The sequence below is a fragment of the Winogradskyella helgolandensis genome, assembly GCF_013404085.1.
Classification (GTDB): domain Bacteria; phylum Bacteroidota; class Bacteroidia; order Flavobacteriales; family Flavobacteriaceae; genus Winogradskyella; species Winogradskyella helgolandensis.
The window spans coordinates 776068-796649 of the sequence record NZ_JABFHO010000001.1 but is presented as its reverse complement, the minus strand read 5'-3'; the positions used below and the strand labels follow the sequence as shown (position 1 = coordinate 796649).

At 34.5% G+C, this 20582-nt stretch carries 18 protein-coding genes and 1 tRNA gene; 6 read left to right on the top strand and 13 right to left on the bottom strand.

Annotation, left to right across the window (positions count from 1 at the left end; genetic code table 11):
• Positions 1-65: 65 nt before the first annotated feature.
• Positions 66-2483: an outer membrane beta-barrel family protein gene (locus HM992_RS03225; RefSeq protein ID WP_179318697.1), complete on the top strand. Its 2418-nt coding sequence runs from the start codon at positions 66-68 to the stop codon at positions 2481-2483.
• On the opposite strand, the gene HM992_RS03220 is transcribed toward HM992_RS03225, so the two are convergent.
• Positions 2480-3595, bottom strand: a complete 1116-nt coding sequence (locus HM992_RS03220; protein WP_179318696.1) for a TolB family protein — start codon at positions 3593-3595, stop codon at positions 2480-2482. The genes HM992_RS03225 and HM992_RS03220 overlap by 4 nt on opposite strands.
• A gap of 151 nt (positions 3596-3746) precedes the next feature.
• On the opposite strand from HM992_RS03220, the gene HM992_RS03215 reads away from it, so the two are divergent.
• A complete protein-coding gene (locus HM992_RS03215) occupies positions 3747-4991 on the top strand; it encodes a M28 family peptidase (protein WP_179318695.1) in 1245 nt (414 codons plus the stop codon).
• A gap of 103 nt (positions 4992-5094) precedes the next feature.
• Positions 5095-6087: a tRNA dihydrouridine synthase DusB gene (gene dusB, locus HM992_RS03210; RefSeq protein ID WP_179318694.1), complete on the top strand. Its 993-nt coding sequence runs from the start codon at positions 5095-5097 to the stop codon at positions 6085-6087.
• Between the two features lie 257 nt (positions 6088-6344).
• On the opposite strand, the gene HM992_RS03205 is transcribed toward dusB, so the two are convergent.
• Together HM992_RS03205 and rbfA are read right to left on the bottom strand one after the other, a co-directional pair.
• On the bottom strand, positions 6345-7547 hold the full coding sequence (locus HM992_RS03205) for an ABC transporter permease (RefSeq protein WP_179318693.1): 1203 nt from the start codon (positions 7545-7547) through the stop codon (positions 6345-6347).
• The gene (gene rbfA, locus HM992_RS03200) at positions 7548-7946 is read right to left on the bottom strand and encodes a 30S ribosome-binding factor RbfA (protein ID WP_179318692.1); all 399 of its coding nucleotides are present in this window, start codon (positions 7944-7946) and stop codon (positions 7548-7550) included. It lies immediately after the preceding gene.
• A gap of 149 nt (positions 7947-8095) precedes the next feature.
• Between rbfA and mce the strand changes: the two genes are divergently transcribed.
• Both mce and HM992_RS03190 read left to right on the top strand, forming a co-directional pair.
• Positions 8096-8500, top strand: a complete 405-nt coding sequence (gene mce / locus HM992_RS03195) for a methylmalonyl-CoA epimerase (protein WP_178986438.1) — start codon at positions 8096-8098, stop codon at positions 8498-8500.
• An 84-nt stretch (positions 8501-8584) separates the two neighbouring features.
• A tRNA-Ile gene (locus HM992_RS03190) sits at positions 8585-8658 on the top strand.
• A 106-nt stretch (positions 8659-8764) separates the two neighbouring features.
• Here HM992_RS03190 and HM992_RS03185 read toward each other — a convergent pair.
• The 10 genes from HM992_RS03185 to HM992_RS03140 all read right to left on the bottom strand — a co-directional run bounded on the left by HM992_RS03185 (position 8765) and on the right by HM992_RS03140 (position 19278).
• Complete coding sequence (locus HM992_RS03185) at positions 8765-9391, bottom strand: Pycsar system effector family protein (protein WP_178986439.1); 627 nt, start codon at positions 9389-9391, stop codon at positions 8765-8767.
• A gap of 72 nt (positions 9392-9463) precedes the next feature.
• Positions 9464-10210: a hypothetical protein gene (locus HM992_RS03180; protein WP_179318691.1), complete on the bottom strand. Its 747-nt coding sequence runs from the start codon at positions 10208-10210 to the stop codon at positions 9464-9466.
• 11 nt (positions 10211-10221) lie between these two features.
• Positions 10222-11832, bottom strand: coding sequence for a glutamate synthase-related protein (locus HM992_RS03175; RefSeq protein ID WP_179318690.1), 1611 nt, complete (start codon positions 11830-11832; stop codon positions 10222-10224).
• Between the two features lie 358 nt (positions 11833-12190).
• Complete coding sequence (locus tag HM992_RS03170) at positions 12191-12958, bottom strand: patatin-like phospholipase family protein (RefSeq protein WP_179318689.1); 768 nt, start codon at positions 12956-12958, stop codon at positions 12191-12193.
• An 85-nt stretch (positions 12959-13043) separates the two neighbouring features.
• Entirely contained in the window at positions 13044-14348 is a 1305-nt protein-coding gene (locus tag HM992_RS03165; RefSeq protein WP_179318688.1) for a TRAP transporter large permease, read from the bottom strand.
• 2 nt (positions 14349-14350) lie between these two features.
• Positions 14351-14842 (bottom strand): TRAP transporter small permease, encoded by a 492-nt coding sequence (locus tag HM992_RS03160; protein WP_178986444.1) that lies wholly within the window; start codon positions 14840-14842, stop codon positions 14351-14353.
• A gap of 2 nt (positions 14843-14844) precedes the next feature.
• Positions 14845-15819: a TRAP transporter substrate-binding protein gene (locus HM992_RS03155; protein WP_179318687.1), complete on the bottom strand. Its 975-nt coding sequence runs from the start codon at positions 15817-15819 to the stop codon at positions 14845-14847.
• 4 nt (positions 15820-15823) lie between these two features.
• The gene (gene uxaC / locus HM992_RS03150; RefSeq protein WP_179318686.1) at positions 15824-17233 is read right to left on the bottom strand and encodes a glucuronate isomerase; all 1410 of its coding nucleotides are present in this window, start codon (positions 17231-17233) and stop codon (positions 15824-15826) included.
• 18 nt (positions 17234-17251) lie between these two features.
• A complete protein-coding gene (gene uxuA / locus HM992_RS03145) occupies positions 17252-18439 on the bottom strand; it encodes a mannonate dehydratase (RefSeq protein ID WP_179318685.1) in 1188 nt (395 codons plus the stop codon).
• Positions 18440-18450: 11 nt separating this feature from the next.
• Entirely contained in the window at positions 18451-19278 is an 828-nt protein-coding gene (locus tag HM992_RS03140; protein WP_179318684.1) for an SDR family oxidoreductase, read from the bottom strand.
• Positions 19279-19453: 175 nt separating this feature from the next.
• Here HM992_RS03140 and HM992_RS03135 point away from each other — a divergent pair, with 175 nt between their 5' ends.
• Complete coding sequence (locus HM992_RS03135; protein WP_179318683.1) at positions 19454-20542, top strand: substrate-binding domain-containing protein; 1089 nt, start codon at positions 19454-19456, stop codon at positions 20540-20542.
• Positions 20543-20582: the final 40 nt, after the last annotated feature.

Sequence of the window (20582 nt, the reverse complement as noted above, 5' to 3'; positions counted from 1 at the left end):
GCAATTACGGAAAAACCGCAGTATTATGTAAAAAACAATTTATATCTTGCATTCAAACCTATTTTATGATTAATCATTTGCGCCTCTTTTTTTGTGTATATATTTTTATGCTCTCTTCTGTGATGTTTGCTCAAGATTATACAGTTTCTGGTCGTGTAGTTGATTCTAATAATAATCCCATTGAGTTTGCAAATGTTGTAATTCTTGCAGAATTAGATGGTGATTATTTAAAAGGAACATCAACAGATGATAAAGGTTTTTTTAATTTAATTAATTTATCCGAAACTACATTCTACCTTAAAATAAGTTACTTGGGTTTTGAGGAATTTCAACAAAAAATTATTCTAACAGGACATTTAGATTTAAAAAATATTCAGCTTAATGAGATTCCTGATAGTTTAGATGAAGTTACAATAATTGCTAAAAAACCAACTATAACACGTAAGTCAGACCGCTTAATTTTTAATGTAGAGAATACAGCGTTAATAGAAGGTTCTACACTTAGTGTTTTAAAAAATACACCCGGAATCATAGTTTCAGAAGGGACTATAAATATTAAAAGCGCACCGGCAATTGTTTATATTAATAATAGACGTGTGCAATTGACTTCCGATGAACTCATTACATTGTTAGAAAGTGCACCAGCAAATAGCATTAAATCGGTTGAGGTGATTACCAATCCACCAGCCAGTTATGATGCAGATTCTGGTTCTGTGATTAATATTATAATGAGTAAAAATTTGGTTACAGGCTATAGAGGCAGTGTGTTTACTAATTATACGCAAGGTGTTTTTCCTAGATATAATGCTGGTACGAGTCATTATTTTAAGAATAATAAAGTCAACCTAAATCTTAATTACAGTTACACTAAGAATAAAATTAATAGAGAACAAGATGATACCGTTAATTTTTTAGACTCCGCAAATGACATTGAAGAAATCTGGACATCTAACATCAATAGAAATACCTGGACAGAAACCCACAATCTTAACCTTAATTTCGATTATTATATTAATGATAACAATACTTTAAGTTTAACAAGTACGGGTCTCTATACTCCATATTATAAGTATCAAATAAATAATAACACGAATATTACGGACGAAAATTATGTTTTTCAAGAACGTTTTACAGCAGATAATTTATCTAGAGACAACAAGTACAATATTGGCACCGATTTAATTTTTAGACACGATTTTGAAAATAGTGCCAACCTTACATTTAATGCACATTATACGATTTATGATTATGAGCGTGACCAAAATGTACTCACTAACACTTATGATGAAAATAATCTGTTTAGTGGAGATTCAGAGTTTAATTCAATTTCTAACCAGAAAACAAATATAGTAACAGGTAAAATAGATTATAGTTTGCCTATAAATGAATCTTCTAGTTTTGGAGTTGGAGTAAAATATTCAAACATAAATACCGACAGCGACATTACAAGATTAGATATTGTTGGAGGTTCTGAAGTTATAAATACAGCAAATACTGATGCCTTTAAATATGATGAAAAGGTCTTTGCTGCGTATTCTAACTATGCTAAATCTTGGGACAAATGGGAATTAAACATAGGGTTAAGAGTTGAGCAAAGCAATATTGAAGGAGAATCTCTAACAATGAATGAAATGAATACACAAGATTATTTAGATTGGTTTCCTAATGCGAGTGTGTCACATCAAATTCTTGAAGATTTAAGTATCAATGCAAATTATAAGCGCAGCATTGCAAGACCAAGTTATACAGATTTAAATCCATTTACACTTTTCTTAAACGAGAACACCATAGTATTGGGTAACCCTAATTTAGTCCCAACCTATTATGATCACTTTAAAATAGGAACCGATTTCTTAAAATATTTTACGATTGAGGCTTATTATATAAACTATGATGGAGATATTGTAGAATTACCTCGCCAAAACAATAGCACTAATATGGTTGCTTACACACCAACCAACCTAGACAAGAAAGTAGAATATGGTTTTGATTTTCAATTCATCTACTCTCCAACAAACATTTGGGATTTATATTTTTTAACCTCATTTTATAACTTTTCTGAAGAAGCAGATTTTGGAGAGGGTTTTGTTGAACAAGATCAATGGTCTAACTATAGTATTTTATCTAATAGTTTTTCCTTTTTGAAAGATCAAAGTTTAAGTGCGAGTCTAACGTTTACTTGGATTGGCAAGAATTTACAACAATTTCAAACCGTTGAAAATCGGTTGGTTTCTGAGTTAAGTTTATCAAAAACTGTTTTTAATAAAAAAGGGGTTATTTCTCTATCTGTTGAAGATTTCTTTGATCTACAAAACTATGAAACGTCAACACGTTATTTAAATCAGTCTAATTCTAGTTTTATAGATCTAGATAGTAGATATATAAAATTAGGGTTTAGATATAAATTTGGTAATACAAAACTCAGCACTAATGAGCGTACTACAAGTGCTGAAGAGCGCGAAAGATTAAAAGATTTAAACTAATCTTGCCATTCTGCAATAAACAAATTAGTATCATGTCCTCCACCATTATTTCTATTAGAAGAAAACACTAAATATTTTCCATCATTAGAGAATACCGGAAATGCATCAAACGTTTCACTATGTGTAACACGTTTTAAATTCTTTCCATCAATATCAATTAAGTATAAGTTGAAAGGAAAACCGCGTTCAGATTCAAAATTAGAAGAGAATAATACCTTCTCACCAGAAGGGTGAAAAAACGGACTCCAATTGGCATTACCTAAATCGGTTAATTGACGTAAATCAGACCCATCTGCATTACAGATATACAATTCCATTTGCGTTGGTTGAACTAAGCCTTCAGCCAATAAATCTTTATATTCTTTAATCTCTTCTTCTGTTTTAGGACGCGATGATCTAAAGATTAATTTACTGCCATCTGGTGAAAAGAAGGCTCCACCATCATAACCTAATTCATTAGTAATTTGTTTAACATCAGAACCATCCAAATTCATGGTGTATAATTCTAAATCACCACTTCTAGTTGAAGTAAATACAATTTTATCACCTTTTGGAGATACAGTTGGTTCGGCATCATAACCCACTTCATTAGTTAATTGGCTTACAATATTACCTTCTAAATCAGCTACAAAAATATCGTAGGTATCATAGATTGGCCAAATGTACTTTCCGTTTCTTTTCATTGGTGTATCAGGGCAAGCGTCGTCTCCGAGATGTGTAGAAGCATAAATAATATGCTTGTTATCTGGCATAAAATACGAACAGGTTGTTCTTCCCTTTCCTGTACTGACCATTGGTGGAGCAATACTATCTGTAAAGGTTTGGTTAGCATCCATTATAAACATTTGATCGCATTCCACATCCCATTTAACATTATTAGATTGAAACACCAATTGTTTATCATCAAAACTCCAATAGGCTTCAGCATTATCACCACCATAAGTGACTTGTCTCATAGACTTAAAATAAGTTTCTTCAGGGTAGATTAAAGAATCATATTTTTTAGTAGCACCCGATGTTGTTTCAACGGTTCCGTCAGATGTTTTAGAGCGGTCATTTTTACAAGATGAAAACGTAACCAATAGAATTAAAACTGCAATGATTCTGTTCATAATAAAGAATTATAATAAGTGATATTTAATGCCTAATTTTGTGCAAAAGTAAGATTTAATGGTGAAATACGCGACGAAATACTGCGGATAAATAATTCACTGTTCGACTACAAAACTGCTTTCTCATAAAACATTAAAAATATATTCTGACATGAAAAAAGTATTGATTTTATTCATTTTAGTAGGATTTCTATCTTGTAAAAATGAACCTAAAGTTGCTGAAAACAACATAAAGGAAGACGTTGCATTTTTAGCTGATGATAAATTAGAAGGTCGCCAAACAGGAACACAAGGTGAAGTTTTAGCATCTGAATATCTTATTAAGCGTTTTAAAGCAATTGGAGTACAACCAAAAGGAACGGAAGGGTATTTACAGTCGTTTTCGTTCAAACCTAAAACAGATCCGCACAGTGAAGTAGAATTTACGACCAATGCAGACAGCACCATTACGGGTCATAATGTCATTGGTTTTATAGACAACAATGCTAAAACTACTATAGTTATTGGTGCACACTACGATCATTTAGGTTTTGGAGGTGAAGGGTCTTTATATCGTGGTGAAGATAAAGCCATACATAACGGAGCTGATGATAATGCGAGTGGAGTGGCTGTGATGCTAAATCTGGCAAGCCGGTTAAAAGTGAAAAATGACCAGTCTGAAATTAAGGACAAAAACAACTATTTATTTTTAGCGTTTTCTGGTGAAGAAATGGGATTATTAGGCTCTAATTACTTTTCAAAAAACCCAACATTAGATGCTGAATCGATCAATTACATGATAAATATGGATATGGTTGGCAGAATGAAAGCGGATAGTACTTTAGCGGTTTATGGTACAGGAACCTCTCCAATATTTAAGCAAACCTTGAAATCTAATAATGATAAATTCAAAATTGTAGAAAATGAAAGTGGGGTAGGTCCTAGCGATCACACGTCTTTTTATTTAATAGACATTCCGGTGTTACATTTCTTTACAGGTCAGCACGAAGATTACCATAAACCAGGTGATGATGCTGAAAAGTTGAATTACGAAGGCATGGATTTAATTTCAGATTACATCTACGATATTATTAACGATTTGGATGATAATGGAGAATTGGCATTCCGAAAAACAAAGAATGAAAGTGAAGAAACACCACGTTTTAAAGTGGGGTTAGGAGTGGTTCCAGATTATTTATACGATGGAAAAGGCATGCGAATAGATGGCACTCGCGAAGATACACCAGCTTTTAATGCAGGTTTACAAAAAGGAGATGTAGTCACTAAATTAGGGGATAGCACTATTACAGATATGATGAGTTACATGCGTGCCTTATCTGTTTTTGACAACGGTGATGAAGCTGATATTACCGTGAAACGTGGACAGGAAGAAATTGCAACTAAAGTTCAGTTTTAAGAATCAATTAGCGGATTCAAATTAAAATTAATGACCTCACGGGTTTTACAAGCCGTGAGGTCTTTTAATAAAAAGCATTAATTTTGCATCAAAATTTATACACTTGGTTAAAATAGGCGACATAGAATTACCAGACTTTCCATTGCTTTTAGCACCTATGGAAGATGTAAGCGATCCACCATTTAGAGCACTTTGTAAAGAACAAGGAGCCGATGTGGTGTATACTGAGTTTGTATCTAGTGAAGGCTTAATCCGTAACGCAGCAAAAAGCGTTATGAAATTAGATATCTACGAAAAAGAACGGCCAGTTGGTATCCAGATTTTTGGAGCCAATATGGAAAGCATGTTGCAAACCATTGATATTGTCGAAAAATCGAATCCAGATATTATTGATATCAATTTTGGTTGTCCGGTTAAAAAAGTAGTATCAAAAGGAGCAGGAGCAGGTATTTTAAAAGATATCTGTTTAATGGAACAATTGACTGCCGAAATGGTAAAGCGTACTAATTTACCAGTAACTGTGAAAACTAGGCTAGGTTGGGATCACGATTCTATTAAAATTGTTGAGGTTGCAGAACGTTTACAAGATGTAGGTTGTAAGGCAATTTCTATACATGGTAGAACCAGAGCACAAATGTATAAAGGTGATGCCGACTGGAAACCGATAGCGGAGGTTAAGAATAATCCACGTATGCATATTCCTGTGTTTGGAAATGGTGATGTAGATACGCCTGAAAAAGCGATGTTAATGCGTGATTCTTATGGTTTAGATGGAGCTATGATTGGACGCGCATCTATAGGAAACCCATGGTTTTTTAAACAAGTAAAGCACTTTTTTGAAACCGGTGAACATTTAGGACCAATCTCATTAGCAGAACGTGTAGAAGCCGCTAGACGACATTTACAAATGGCTATTGATTGGAAAGGTGAGGTTCTTGGTGTTTTTGAAACCCGTAGACATTATACCAATTATTTCAAAGGAATTCCACACTTTAAAGAATACCGCATGAAAATGGTAACAAGCGACGACTCTAAAGATGTCTTCGCAGCTTTTGATGAAGTTTTAGACAAGTTTTCTGATTATCAGTTTGAGTAGAAAAGGCTAAACTTAAGTTTCAATAAAAACAAAAACTAGATTCTAAAAAGGGAAACTCTAGTTATGGTTTGTTTTTTCTCAGAATAACGATGTGCAACTATAATTCTCGCAAAGTCGCAAAGCGGATAAGTTGATTATGATAACTTTTAAAAATCGCCTTCTTAATTATTATCTGCTAATCTCCATGTAAACGTCGTACAACTCAGTTTAAGCCCTTGAGCTATTCGAATAAATCACTATAAATTCGCGTTTAAAAATTAACTCTTTATTAAACTAGGTGTAATGCGTTGAGAAGCAATTTTAGAAGCCATAATACCGAAAGCAAAAATTGTTACTAAAACAACGATGGCATTAAAGAAACTAAGACGAACAGGATAAGCGAGGTCTGGAGTTAACATTACTAACTCAAAACTTTGCTGTAAAAAAACAATGATTAATCCTATTGTAACGCCAATAATCCCACTTACAATGGTCATTAGACTACCTTGTAGAAAAAAGATAGACTTAATAGATTTGGTTTCTGCACCTAAATGAAACAAGGTGTTGAGTGATTTCTTCTTGTCCAAAATCATCATAATAATGGCACCAATAACATTGAATAAGGCAATAATAATCACTAAAGTGAAGATGAGGTAAATAGCGAGGTTTTCGGTATTCAACATTTTGAATAAGGCATCATTCAATTCGGCTCTATTTTTTATATTGAATTTACCTTCGAAGGCAGTTTCAATTTGAGATCTGATAAGGTCTTCATTCGCATCAGGATTCAATTTTATCTCAATAGCACTGCGTTGATCGTCTTTGTAACTAAGTAATTGTTTAGCGAGTTTAATATCTGAAAACACATAATTATTATTAAACTGCTCATTGATATCAAATAGGCCAACATTAGTCACATAAACCGAATTATAATACCCTTGAATAGACGTGGCTTGACCTTTTCCAACCTTAGGAACGTAAAACGAAAGAGGCTTTATATAATCTAGAACACCAAAGGATAAATTATTAGAAATTCCCCAGCCAGAAACAACTTCAGTGCTATTAGGAGTGATCCAATTTCCTTTGGTTACCATAGAGTCGATGCTAGTAACATTTGAGTAATTTTTATCGACGCCTTTTAATGTGGCAATTTGGTTTTTATTATCAGTTTTAATGAAAATACGTTCCTCTATGATTTCAGAAGATACAGCAATACCTTCAATTTTTAAGAGGGAAGCATTATCCTTTTCAGACCATTGAAATGACTTTCCTGTTGAAGGAATTAATTTTAAATCGGGATCGACAAATGTGGAAAAATTAAGACTATAATCTTTTAAGCCCGCAAATACAGATAGGACAATAAATAGTGCTGCTGAAGCAATAATCACTCCTCCTGAAGCAATCAACGTCATTATATTAATAGCATTGTTACTGCTTTTAGAAAACAGGTAACGTTTTGCTATATATAAAGGGAAATTCACTTAAGATTTTTTACGCTTGCCTAATAAGTCTGGGTTCTCTAATGGATTGTCTTCTCCTTTTAATGAACGTTCAATACCATCAATATATTCTAGTGAATCATCGATAAAAAATTCTAATTGTGGCATACGTCTCAATTGGTGACGTGTGCGTTTTGCTAATTCGTGTCTAATTAAAGGTTTGTTAGATTTAATACCTTCTAATAAGGTTTCTCCTTCTTTATTAGGAAAAATACTAAGATAAACTTTAGCCACAGACAGATCTGTAGTTACATTTACTTTACTAACGGATATGATTACACCACGCAAACCACCATCGGTAGCCGCTTTTTGTAATACCTCTGCTAAATCTTGTTGGAGGATACCTCCTATTTTCTTTTGTCTTTGTGTAAATTCTTCCATGATGATTATAATAACTAATCGTCTGCAAAAGTAGAGGTTATTTAAGGATTATCTTATTTTTGAGTGTAAATTATTAATGGGATTTTCGCTTTTGCGGAAACTGAAACGGATATTCCCTTTTTTAAGGGAACAAAAAATAAAAATTTTTCATGAAGAAAATAGAACATATAGGAATCGCTGTTAAGGACATTGAAAAATCGAATTCCCTTTTTAAAGCCTTATTTGGAAAAGAGCATTATAAAATTGAAGATGTTGAAAGCGAAGGGGTAAAAACGTCATTTTTTAAATGTGGTCCAAATAAAATTGAATTGCTTCAGGCAACCGATGAAGACAGTCCGATTGCTAAATTCATAGAGAAAAAAGGAGAAGGGATGCATCATATTGCTTTTGCGGTTGATGATATTGAGAAGGAAATTGAACGCTTAACCAAAGAAGGTTTTACGATGATTCATAAGAAACCAAAACAAGGAGCGGACAATAAATTGATTGCTTTTTTACATCCAAAATCCACAAATGGAGTTTTAATTGAGTTGTGTCAAGATATAAAGGATTAAAACGGTTTATTTTTCTTGTAGAGTTTTAAAATATGTAGTAATATTGCACACTCTTTAGTAATAAAGAGATTGACAAATGTCAATGGTCCTATAGCTCAGTTGGTTAGAGCACCTGACTCATAATCAGGTGGTCCATGGTTCGAGTCCATGTGGGACCACAACAAAAAAAGCCTTACAGAGATGTAGGGCTTTTTTTATGGAGTAGAAGTTTTAAACTTTAATTTTTCATAGTACTTCTGAAGCTAAAATAGCTTTGCTTAAAAATTAAATCATCCCTCCAAAAAACACATGACACCCTATAAATGCGATTACGGATAAAATAATACCAATTAAAAAAATATTAAACGATTTACGAAGTAACTTAAATTTACGGTCAATCGTTTTGCCTAAATGGTAGGTATCTGTAGCAATGGTCTTATATAACTCATCGCCTTCATTCATTAAGTTGGTAATGTTATTGACGTACTCAACTTCTTCCATATCACGAAAGTTTCCGTAAAACATTAAGTTTTTCGTTTCACTTTTTCCATGAACTAATTCTGGACGTGTTGCAAAGATTGCAAAGGCAATTGAGGCTAGATTCGTAAACAAAATCATGACTACTGGAAAGATTAGATGAGGGTCTGTGCTTAATTGGCTCATTACTGTACCTAGAATTAATGATAAAATTAAAGCGTTTATGGAGATTAAAATATTTGATTTAGTATCTATCATCGTGTTTAGAGTATACTGATTTTTAGATAATAATCTAAATAATGTTTCTACTCCTCTTTCAGACCTTGGTGCAACTTTAGCTAATTTCTTTTTTAATTGTTTTAACGCGTCTTTATCAATATTTAATTCTTCCATTAAATAGTGATCCTCAGCTTTCCCTTTTGATTTATCTCCCATTAATTAGATATTTTATAAGTAATACACCTATTGTGAGTAATAATTTTGTATTCTAGAAGTCTATAGTGTTTATTATGAGTTGTTCTTTAATTGATGAATTGCTTCTGCAAAAAAGGTTACACCTTCAGATTCTACGATTGTATCTGCATTAAGAACCGCACCTTTAAAGTCACCAGATTTCCATTCTCCAGATGGTAATTTCGGTAATTGTGAAGTGTCTATTGTACCACCATTTTTGTATCCAGAGATATATAAATAATGTTTGTTGCTGATAGCATCAGGAATTGCTAAACCTAATCCAATAGTAATATCAGAATCGGGTAATGCATTATAAATGCCAGAATCAAAGTGATGTGGCCAAACTCTAATTGATGTATTAAGATTATAGTTTTGATCTATTTTTTCAAGAATTGATTGTGCTAAAACACGTAGGTTTTTGAGTGCATTCAGTTGGTCAGAATCTAACAATTCAAACGTAAAAGAATTGTCGATTGCATAAGGTAAATCGTAGTGAAATGCGTAATGATATGTTTTATTTAAATGGGCTTTAGTCGTGTCCGTCAGCCAACTTAAAACTTCAGCATGCATAGCACCATCTAACTCAAAAGTTGTAGTGCCTTTATTAGATTTCCATTGTAATGCGAACTTTTCATAATCTAAACATAATTGATCTCCATTCTCTGAAAGTGTATGCGTACAAAGACTTCCATTTTCTTTATCAAACCCTAAGTTAGTATGGCTATCGTCTGGTTTTTTTTCTAAAAAGCTTATTCCTGCTGCAGCTAAATATTGAGCTGCTAAATGCATTTGTTTTTCCATAGTATATTGTTTTATATTATTCCTGCGTAATTAATTCCTGTAAGTTGATGCATATCGCGATCGTAAGTTGAAAGGTCTTCTTGATTAAATTTAGAGATCGTATCATAACCACAAGCACGTGCTACAACTTTAATTAAATCGTTGCTTGCTTCAAAGTAGTTTTGTAATTGTTTAGCTGAAGCATCTATAATTAATCTGCTTCGTAACGATTCTTTTTGAGTCGCAATTCCAACCGGACAGTTATTACTGCCACAAGCACGCATCCCTAAACACCCAATAGCTTGTAATGCCGAATTAGATACCGCAATAGCATCTGCTCCCAACATCATGGCTTTTGCAAAATCTTCAGCGACACGTAAACCTCCTGTAATAACTAAAGTGACATCAGTCGCACCAACTTTATCCATATACGCTCTTGCTCTTGCTAATGCCGGGATGGTTGGAACGTTAATATGATCTCTTAAAATAGTAGGAGCAGAGCCTGTTCCGCCACCACGACCATCGAGAATAATATAGTCGACACCAACATCGAGTGCAAATTGAATGTCTTTTTCAATATGACTTGCAGCAATTTTAAATCCAATAGGAATGCCTCCTGTACGTGCTCTTACTTTATCTGCAAATACTTTAAAGTCTTCAACCGTATGAAAATTTGGGTTTGCAGCTGGTGAAATTGCGGTTTCTCCTTCTTTTAATCCGCGAACTGCTGCAATTTCAGCACTTACTTTATTGCCTGGTAAATGTCCTCCTGTTCCTGTTTTTGCTCCTTGACCGCCTTTAAAATGAAAGGCTTGTACGTTGTCTAATTTATCCCAAGAAAAACCAAATTGAGCGGATGCTAATTCGTAAAAATATTTAGAATTACTCGCTTGTTCCTCGGGTAACATACCACCTTCACCAGAGCAAATTCCTGTTCCTGCTAATTGTGCTCCTTTTGATAAGGCTATTTTGGCTTCACGAGATAAGGCACCAAAACTCATATCACTTACAAAAAGAGGCATATCCAATTCTAATGGCTTTTTTGCCTTTGGTCCAATCACAACTTTAGTTGCTACGGCTTCATGATCTAATAAAGGTCTTGATGCTAATTGTGCTGGTAAAAACTGAATATCGTTCCATTTAGGAAGCGTCGTCCTATCGACTCCCATAGAAGCTGAGAATCCGTGATGACCAATATTTTTTAGTCCATTTTGAGCCAATTCCTTTATATAACTTGTGTAGGGTTCTGTGTCTTCGGGATGTGTATCAGCATAGGCTCCTAAATACGCATCACGATTAAAAGGTTGTGGACTATTGACTAAATAAGCATCAATTTCGAAAGCATCTACAAACAAATCATCTCCTTCAATTTTAGTCGAAAATTTATGAAGGACTTCTTTATTATTATATTCTGAAACTCCAGAATCAACACGATAATCCCATCCATGAACTCCGCAAATTAAATTATGACCATCTACATGACCGTCGGACATTAGTGCTCCTCTATGCAAACATCTTCCGTAGAGTACGGAAATATCGTCATCAAATTTTACGATGACTAAGTCTAATCCATTAACGAGTGCGTGTTCTGGTTGCTTATTTTCTAATGCGCTTACTTGAGCAATGACTACGGGTTTTTCCATGTGATTATAGATATGGTAATAATTTATTTAAAAGATGAAGGCTTATACTAAAGCAATTTTTACTCCATCGACTGGTAATAAGATGCCTTAAGATACAAATTTGAAAAACTCATAAGGCTCAGAATGTTCTAAAATGGAAGGTGAATAATGTAGAAAACACGCGCTTAATGCTAAAAGAATAAAGGCGACAAGACCTAGGTATCCTAGGGTTTTGATTAGTTTCATTTAATTATTAATGGGTTGGTTTTTGAATTTGTCGATATATGTTAAAATTCCTTTCAAATAAAACAAGATACAGTTTGTGAGTAGATTGAAAATGATTTTAATCCACGATGGTAAAAAATAATTTCAATATTATTTATGGCATGAAAAGGCCTTGATTATCCTTTAGAGCTGTTAGTGTAGATGTGTATCCCAAATTAAAAATAGCCTCCATATTACTCATACCAAAAGTGCTGTAATTCACTAGTTCTTGAGGGCTTATTACCATGTCACAATCAGGAAACTTGTTTGAGGACTCTGCAGCAACTTTAATTTTATAAGCGCGTTCTATGACGGAATAAGAATGTCTTAAATCTTTCATGTTTACGGTCTTTAAAGGGTTGACGCAAACACCAATAATTTTATCACACTTATTTTTTAAGGGTTCAACAGGAAAATTATTTAAGGTGCCTCCATCAACGTAAAATTTCCCATTAATTTCAGTAGGTGTAAAAACACCAGGAAAAGAGGCAGAAGCAATAATGGGTTTAATAAGTTGTCCTTTGCTAAAAATTTTTGATGTACCATCAATGATATTGGCTGCAGGAATGAATAAAGGCTTTTTTAAATCTTCAAAGCTATCTTTCGGTAAGAAGGTTTTAAGATCATCATAAAAGTTTTCAGAATTTAAAAAACCAGGTTTTTTTCTAGCAAACCTTTTAGTATGAAAAAGGGGAATAGTTTTAAAAAAAATCAAAATTTCTGACCAAGGAACGCCAGCGGCATATAAAGCACCGACAATAGCACCAGCGCTTGTACCTGCAATATGTGTAGGAAATATATTGTGTTCCTCTAATGCTTTAATAACACCAATATGCGCTGCACCTCTTGCGCCTCCACCAGAAAGTACTAATCCTATATTCATGTCATAAAGGTACAAAGTTGCACGTAAATACGGAACAATTTTTTATAGCACTGTAATATAATATGCTGAAATTACACTTTGGTATTTACAAACCAAACAGAGTAGGCAAAAACATCGATATTTCAGGAATATAAGTGATAAGTAGCAGCACAGCAATCATAATTAATAAAAACGGCAGTAACGGTTTTATAACTTTTGAAACGGAAATCTTGGCTACACCACTACCTACAAAAAGAATGGTGCCTACCGGTGGCGTACATAAGCCGATACAAAGGTTGAGTACTAAAACAATTCCAAAGTGAACCGGATCCATGCCTAAAGCGACTACTACAGGTAGAAATATAGGGGTAAATATAAGTACAGCAGGTGTCATATCCATAAAGGTGCCTATGATTAATAACACAAGGTTAATGACTAAAAAGATGACAATTTTATTGCTGAATTGTTCGAGTAAAAAACCACTAATCAATTCCGGAATACCTTCAAAAGAAAACAGCCAAGACATCGCCATAGACGTACAAATTAAAAACATAATAACAGCCGTAGTCTTAGCGCTTGTTAATAATATGGCAGGAAAATCTTTGAAGTTAACGTCACCATAAATTAAGGCCAATACACCAGCATATAAAACAGCAATAGCAGAGGCTTCAGTAGCCGTAAATATACCTGACACAATACCTCCAACCACAACAACTAATAATAATAGACTGAAAAAAGCTTTCCTAAAATAAGTCCAAATTAAAGACAACGGCACACGTTCACCTTTGGCAAATTTTCGAGTTATGGCGACAAAGGCTATGTAAGCCATCAAAGCTACACCAAGCAGAATCCCAGGTAAATAACCCGCGATAAATAAGGCTGCAACAGAAGCGGTGCCACCACTTGCTAAAGCGTAAACAATTAGAATATTACTTGGAGGAATCAATAAGCCTGTTGTTGATGAGGTGATATTTACAGCGGCACTAAATGCTCTTGGATAACCTTCCTTTTCCATAGGGTCCGTCATAATACTTCCTATGGCAGAGGTTGCGGCTATGGCTGACCCTGATACTGCTCCAAACAACATTGATGATAAGACGTTTACATAAGCCAAACCACCAGGTAAACTAGCCACTAAAGACTTCGCAAAATTAATAAGCCGATTGGCTATTCCGCCTTGTTTCATTATTTCGCCAGCGAGCACAAAAAACGGAATGGCTAAGAGCGCAAAACTATCGATTCCGGTGTTCATACGCTGCGCGATGGTGGTTAGACCTGGCATTTTATCAATGTTGAGTAGTAAACTCAATGTAGTAGAAATTCCTATACTATACGCCACAGGAACTTTCAGCATTAACAACACAAAAAAGCTAACAAATAAAACGAGGATACTGATGACTTCTATACTCATAATTAATCGGTTATGTCGTTAGTGTTGATTTTTATAAAATGATAAATTGAAAAACACATCATAAGAAGTCCGCTAGCAGGTAAAATGGCATAAATATAGCCCAGAGGAATACGTAAGGTTCCTGATAACTGTTCTAAATGCAGCGTGGTGTAAACCAAATTAATTCCACCGATAACCATAATACAAAGCGCGAATAAAAACACACAGATTTCAATAAACATAAGGGCTTTTTTCTGAGATTTAATACCCATTTTCTGATAGAGAAAATCCATAGATAAGTGTTCGCGTTTGGCACTGAGATAAGCGGCACCTAATATAGATAACCAAATCAGAGAAAAACGGGCTAACTCTTCTGTAAAAGTGAATGAGGTGTTTAAAATATAGCGTGAAAAGACTTGTAGTAATACATCTATAACTAATAATCCGAAAATAGAAATCAATACCATTTCCATGAATTTGCATACTTTAGTGAAAAGAATATCTGCCGTTTTCATACCTATTGCTTTTGAATGTTATTGACGATGGAACGCATCTCAGGATGGTCTTTCATAAAGTTTTCTAAGACCGATTTTGAGCGTTCTTGAAACAAAGATTTTTCAGGAATAATAACTTCTACACCAGCGGCTTTTGCAATGGCCATAGATTCTTCAACAGATGCATTCCAAAATACTTTTTGAGCTTGAGCCGATACTTCAGCAGCCTCTTGAACCCATTGTTTTTCTTGTTCGGATAATTGGTCCCAAAACTTAGTACCAATGAGTAATACATCAGGAATGGAAGCGTGTTCGTCAATTGTGTAATACTTACTAACCTCGTAATGATTAGAGGATACAAAGGATGGTGCGTTATTTTCGGCGCCATCTACCACGCCTTGCTGCATGGCAGTATAGAGCTCACCAAAAGCCAAAGGTGTTGCCGAGCCTCCCATACTATTAATCATATTAATGGCCATTTGATTGTTCATCACCCGTATTTTCAATCCTTTTAAATCTTCTGGTGTTCTAATGGCTTTTTTTGTCGTGTAAAAATTTCGGCTTCCAGCATCGTAATAACATAAACCGCGTAACCAAAATTGACTTCCTTTTTCTAAAATCGATTTTCCGACGTCGCCTTCTAAAATATCAAATTGATGTTGCTTGTTTTCAAATAAATAAGGAATGCCAAACACGTGATATTCGGGTACAAAATTAGACAAAGTGGCTGCACTTACTTTAGTTATAGCCACACTGCCTATTTGTAATAATTCGAGGACTTCTCGTTCTGAACCTAATTGCCCATCTGGAAATATCTTGACATCTAATTTTCCGCCAGATTTTAATCGTAAGGCTTTTTGAAATTCTAAAATACCTTTGTGAACCGAATGCGTTTGTGGCATATTATGCGCCAAATAGAGCGTCTTAGTAGCCTTTTCTTCTTTACAACTTTGTAGCGAGACGATAAATATTAAGATAACTAACAAACGGTTTTTCATAGTGTTAATTTTCAAAATTGAAATAATTCACAGCGTTGTTATAGCAAATATCTTGAATCATTTTCCCTAGAAATTCAATGTCATTTGGAACTAACCCTTCTTTCACATCTTCTGCAATTAAGTTGCATAGAATGCGTCTGAAATATTCGTGTCTTGGGAAAGATAAAAAGCTACGACTATCAGTTAGCATACCCACAAACCGACTTAATAAGCCCATGTTTGAAAGTGTGCTTAACTGTTTTTCCATGCCGTCTTTTTGGTCTAAAAACCACCAGCCAGAGCCCCATTGCATTTTCCCAGGAATGCCTGCTTCGCTATAATTCCCCATCATGGTGGCGAAGACTTCGTTTTGAGAAGGGTTGAGGTTATAGGTTATGGTTTTTGATAATAAGTTTTCAGCATCTAATTGATTGAATAATTTAGACATGGCTTGTGCCTGACTAAAATCACCAATAGAATCGACGCCTGCATCTAAGCCTATTTGATTTAATAATCTGCTATTATTATTTCGTAAAGCCCCTAAATGAAATTGTTGCACCCAACCTTTGGCATGATACATTTTACATAATTCAAATAAGATACAAGAGGCAAATATATTCGCTTCGTCTTTAGTGATTACTGTCTGAGATAAACGCTTTTGAAAGATAGCATCTGCTTCGTCCTTAGTAAAATCGATAGCATAAATTTGCTCCAATCCATAATCTGAAAGTCGACAACCTAAGGCATCGAAAAAGTCCACTCTATTTTGAATAGCTTCTAGTAATTCTGATAAGTTGGTAATAGGAAATTTAACGCGAGAGGTTAATTTTTCAATATAAATGATATAGCTATCCGCTTCAATTAAAATTAAATTATCGGGTCTAAAGGTTGGTAAAACGGTAGTGAAAAATCCTTTTTTAGCAATAGTTTTATGGTGTTCTAAAGTATCTGTTGGGTCATCTGTAGTACAAATCACTTCAACCTTCATTTGTTCTAAAAGTTGTGCTGGTGTTTTGTGTTCTAAAATGGCATTTGCTTTCTCATAAATAGTTTCTGCCGTTGAGGGTTGCAAAAGCTCGTCGATATTAAAATAGCGTTTGAGTTCTAAATGCGTCCAGTGAAATAAAGGATTTCTTAGGGTATAAGGCACGGTTTCGGCCCATTTTACAAACTTCTCTTTTGGGCTTGTTTCATCACCAGTTATAAAGGCTTCTTCAATTCCATTGGCACGCATTGCTCGCCATTTGTAATGGTCTCCATATAACCAAGCTTCGGTGATATTGTTTATGGGTTGATCTTCTGCAATGCGCTGTGGCGACAAATGATTGTGATAATCTATAATCGGTAAGTCTTTAGCATATTGATGATACAGCGTTTCTGCAACGTCCGATTGCAATAAAAAATTAGCTCCTATAAAAGGTGAATTACTAGTCATTCTGAAAAGTTTTCTATGTTATAATGAACGTCTAATACCGAGTTCTAAACCTCGTAACTCAGCCAAACCTCGTAAACGTCCAATTCCTGAATAGCCTGGATTGGTTTTCTTTTTTAAATCATCTAACATTTTATGACCATGATCGGGTCTAAACGGCAATCTAAGGTCTGTTCGTCCGGCTTCGATACGCTTCTGTTGTTCTTTAATTAAGGCTTTCATCACGGCGTACATATCGACATCTCCATCTAAATGGTCGGCTTCATGAAAATTACCTTCAGCATCGCGTTTTGTAGCTCGTAAATGAATAAAGTGAATACGTTCACCTAAGCGTTCTACCATGCCTGTCAAATCATTATCGGCTCTTACACCAAAAGAACCCGTACAGAAGGTTAGTCCATTATTATGAGAAGGAACCGCTTCATATAAATCAACAATATCTTGTTCTGTTGAAACCACTCTTGGTAAGCCTAAAATTGGAAACGGTGGATCATCCGGGTGAATACACATTAACACACCAGCTTGTTCTGCAGCGGGAATAATTTCTGATAAAAATGAAAATAAATTCGCTTTTAATTCTTTTGGACCAATGTTATTATAAGTTGCTAAAATGGTATTAAATTCTTCTAAAGTATAACCTTCTTCAGCACCTGGTAAACCTGCAATAATATTCCGGATTAAGGTTTTTTGTTCCTCAGCGGAAGCCTGCTTCAAAAATTCAGCAGCACTTTGTTTTTGAGCATCCGAATAGTCGTGTTCTGCACCAGGTCTTTTTAATAGATACAATTCAAAAGCAGCAAAAGCAGCGGCTTCAAAACGTAGGGCAGTAGAACCATCTGAAACTTCAAAATCTAGGTTGGTACGTGTCCAATCTAAAACAGGCATAAAATTATAGCAAACGGTATCAATGCCACAGGCACCTAAATTCAATAAGGTTTGATTGTAATTATCAATATATAACTGATAATCGCCCGACTTTGTTTTAATGTTTTCGTGGATAGGTACAGACTCTACAACTGACCATGTAAGTCCATGGCCTTCTATAGTCGCTTTTCTTTTGTTGATCTCTTCAACCGTCCAAACCTCTCCATTTGGAATATGATGTAATGCCGAAACAATTCCTGTGGCTCCTGCTTGTTTTATGTCTGATAAAGAAACAGGGTCATTTGGTCCATACCAACGCCATGTTTGTTCTAAATTTTGTATCATTTTTTTATTTTTTAAACGCCACTATAGGCTGAAAATCCACCATCAATTGGCACTACAACTCCTGTTACAAATTTTGAACCTTCACCACAAAGCCATAATGTTGTGCCTATTAAATCTTCAGGTTCACCGTAACGACTCATTGGGGTTTGGTCAATGATTTGTTGGCCTCGTTGTGTTAAACTTCCATCTTCATTAGTTAATAATGTTCTATTTTGGTCCGTTAAGAAAAATCCTGGTGCTAAGGCGTTAACACGGATGCCGACTTTAGAAAAGTGCACCGCTAACCATTGCGTAAAGTTAGATACAGCAGCCTTTGCTCCACTATAGGCAGGTATTTTTGTTAAGGGTGTAAACGCATTCATAGAAGAAATATTTAATACAGAACACTCGTCTCGGCCTACCATATCTGTTGCAAATACTTGTGTAGGAATTAATGTTCCTAAGAAGTTGAGGTTGAATGTAAATTCTATTCCTTTTGGGTCTAAATCGAAAAACGTTTTAAAGCCTTCTGTTTTATTTGCTAAATCTGCTGTTTCTAAAAAGGGGTTAGATGTTGTTCCTAGAGGATGATTTCCACCAGCGCCATTTACCAAAATATCCACTTTGCCAAAAGCCTCATTCACAATTTTCTTAGCGGCTTCTAAAGAGTCTTTCTCTAAAACATTAGCCATAACGCCAATAGCTTTTCCTCCATAAGCGGTGATTTCATTTGCTACTTTATCTGCTGCTTCTTTTCTTAAATCTAAAACAGCAATTCTGTTTCCTTGTTTTGCAAGAGCCATGGCTAAGGTGCTACATAAAACCCCTCCTGCTCCTGTTAATACGATTACTTTATCCATTATTAAACGTCTTAGTTTGTTCTTAAATTATTTTTTCGTGTACGCACACACAAATATAATGATAGTATTTTGTGTGCGCACACAAAAATGTATTTGTTTTTATTAAATTGCCATGATTTAAAGCAGCGTATTTAATGTATAAGTTTGCATCAGATAGATTGAGATATTTTAAAATATGATTACAATTAAGGATATAGCTAAAGAGGCCAATGTTTCAGAAGGCACTGTGGATCGCGTTATACATAACAGAAGAGGTGTTTCTAAAAAAACCGAGGCCAAGGTTAAAAAGGTTTTAGAGCGTCATAATTTTAAAGTAAATCCTGTAGCAAGTGCGCTTGCCATGAAAAAGAAGCATCAAATTTCAGTGTTAATTCCTGAGCATAATGATTCTGATTTATTTTGGAAATCACCATACTTAGGGGTAATTAAGGCTGCTGATGATGTTAAGAATTTTGGTGTTCAGGTGAATAGTTTCACATTCAATCAATCTGATGCAACGTCTTATTTAAGCGCATTTGAAGATGTATTAGAAACAGAGCCAACAGCTGTTATTATGGTGCCTAATTTTTCTGATGAAACGAAGCAAATTATAAACCGATTAGAAGCACTTAATATTCCATATCTGTTTCTAAATATTGATATAGAGGGCTTTAATAATATCGCCTATGTTGGTCAAGATGCCTATACGGCAGGTTATATAGCAGGTAAGATGATGCATTTTAATAATCCGCAACCGTGTGAATTTTTAATTATTCAATCGAGCCAAAATATCACTAAAAACAATGCGATATCTAATAGAGTTAAAGGCTTTAAGGATTATTTTTTGAAAAATGAAATGAATTCAACTCCGGAAACTTTAAAAATTGATGATATCAATAACGTGCTAGAGGCAAAGGAAATCATTAATTCATATTTACAAATACATCCTGAAATCAAAGGAGTATTTGTACCATCGAGTAGAATTTATAAAGTAGTAGATTGTATTGAAAACCATCGGTTACAACATTTAAAACTTATAGGGTTTGATAATACACCTCAAAATACAGCGTGCTTACTGAATGATTCGGTTTCGTTTTTAATCTCTCAAAAACCGTTTGATCAAGGTTATAAATCTGTAAGGTTGTTAACTGATTTTCTAATTCAAAATAAAGTTCCAGAACATAAAATTTACCTTCCAATAGATATTCTCATAAAGGAAAATGTGGAATACAATGGTCGCGATGAGTTTGTGTATGAAGATAATAATACTGTTAAGGAGGGTTAATTTTTGATTGAGATAGTGTTGACTTTGTAACAATTAAGAA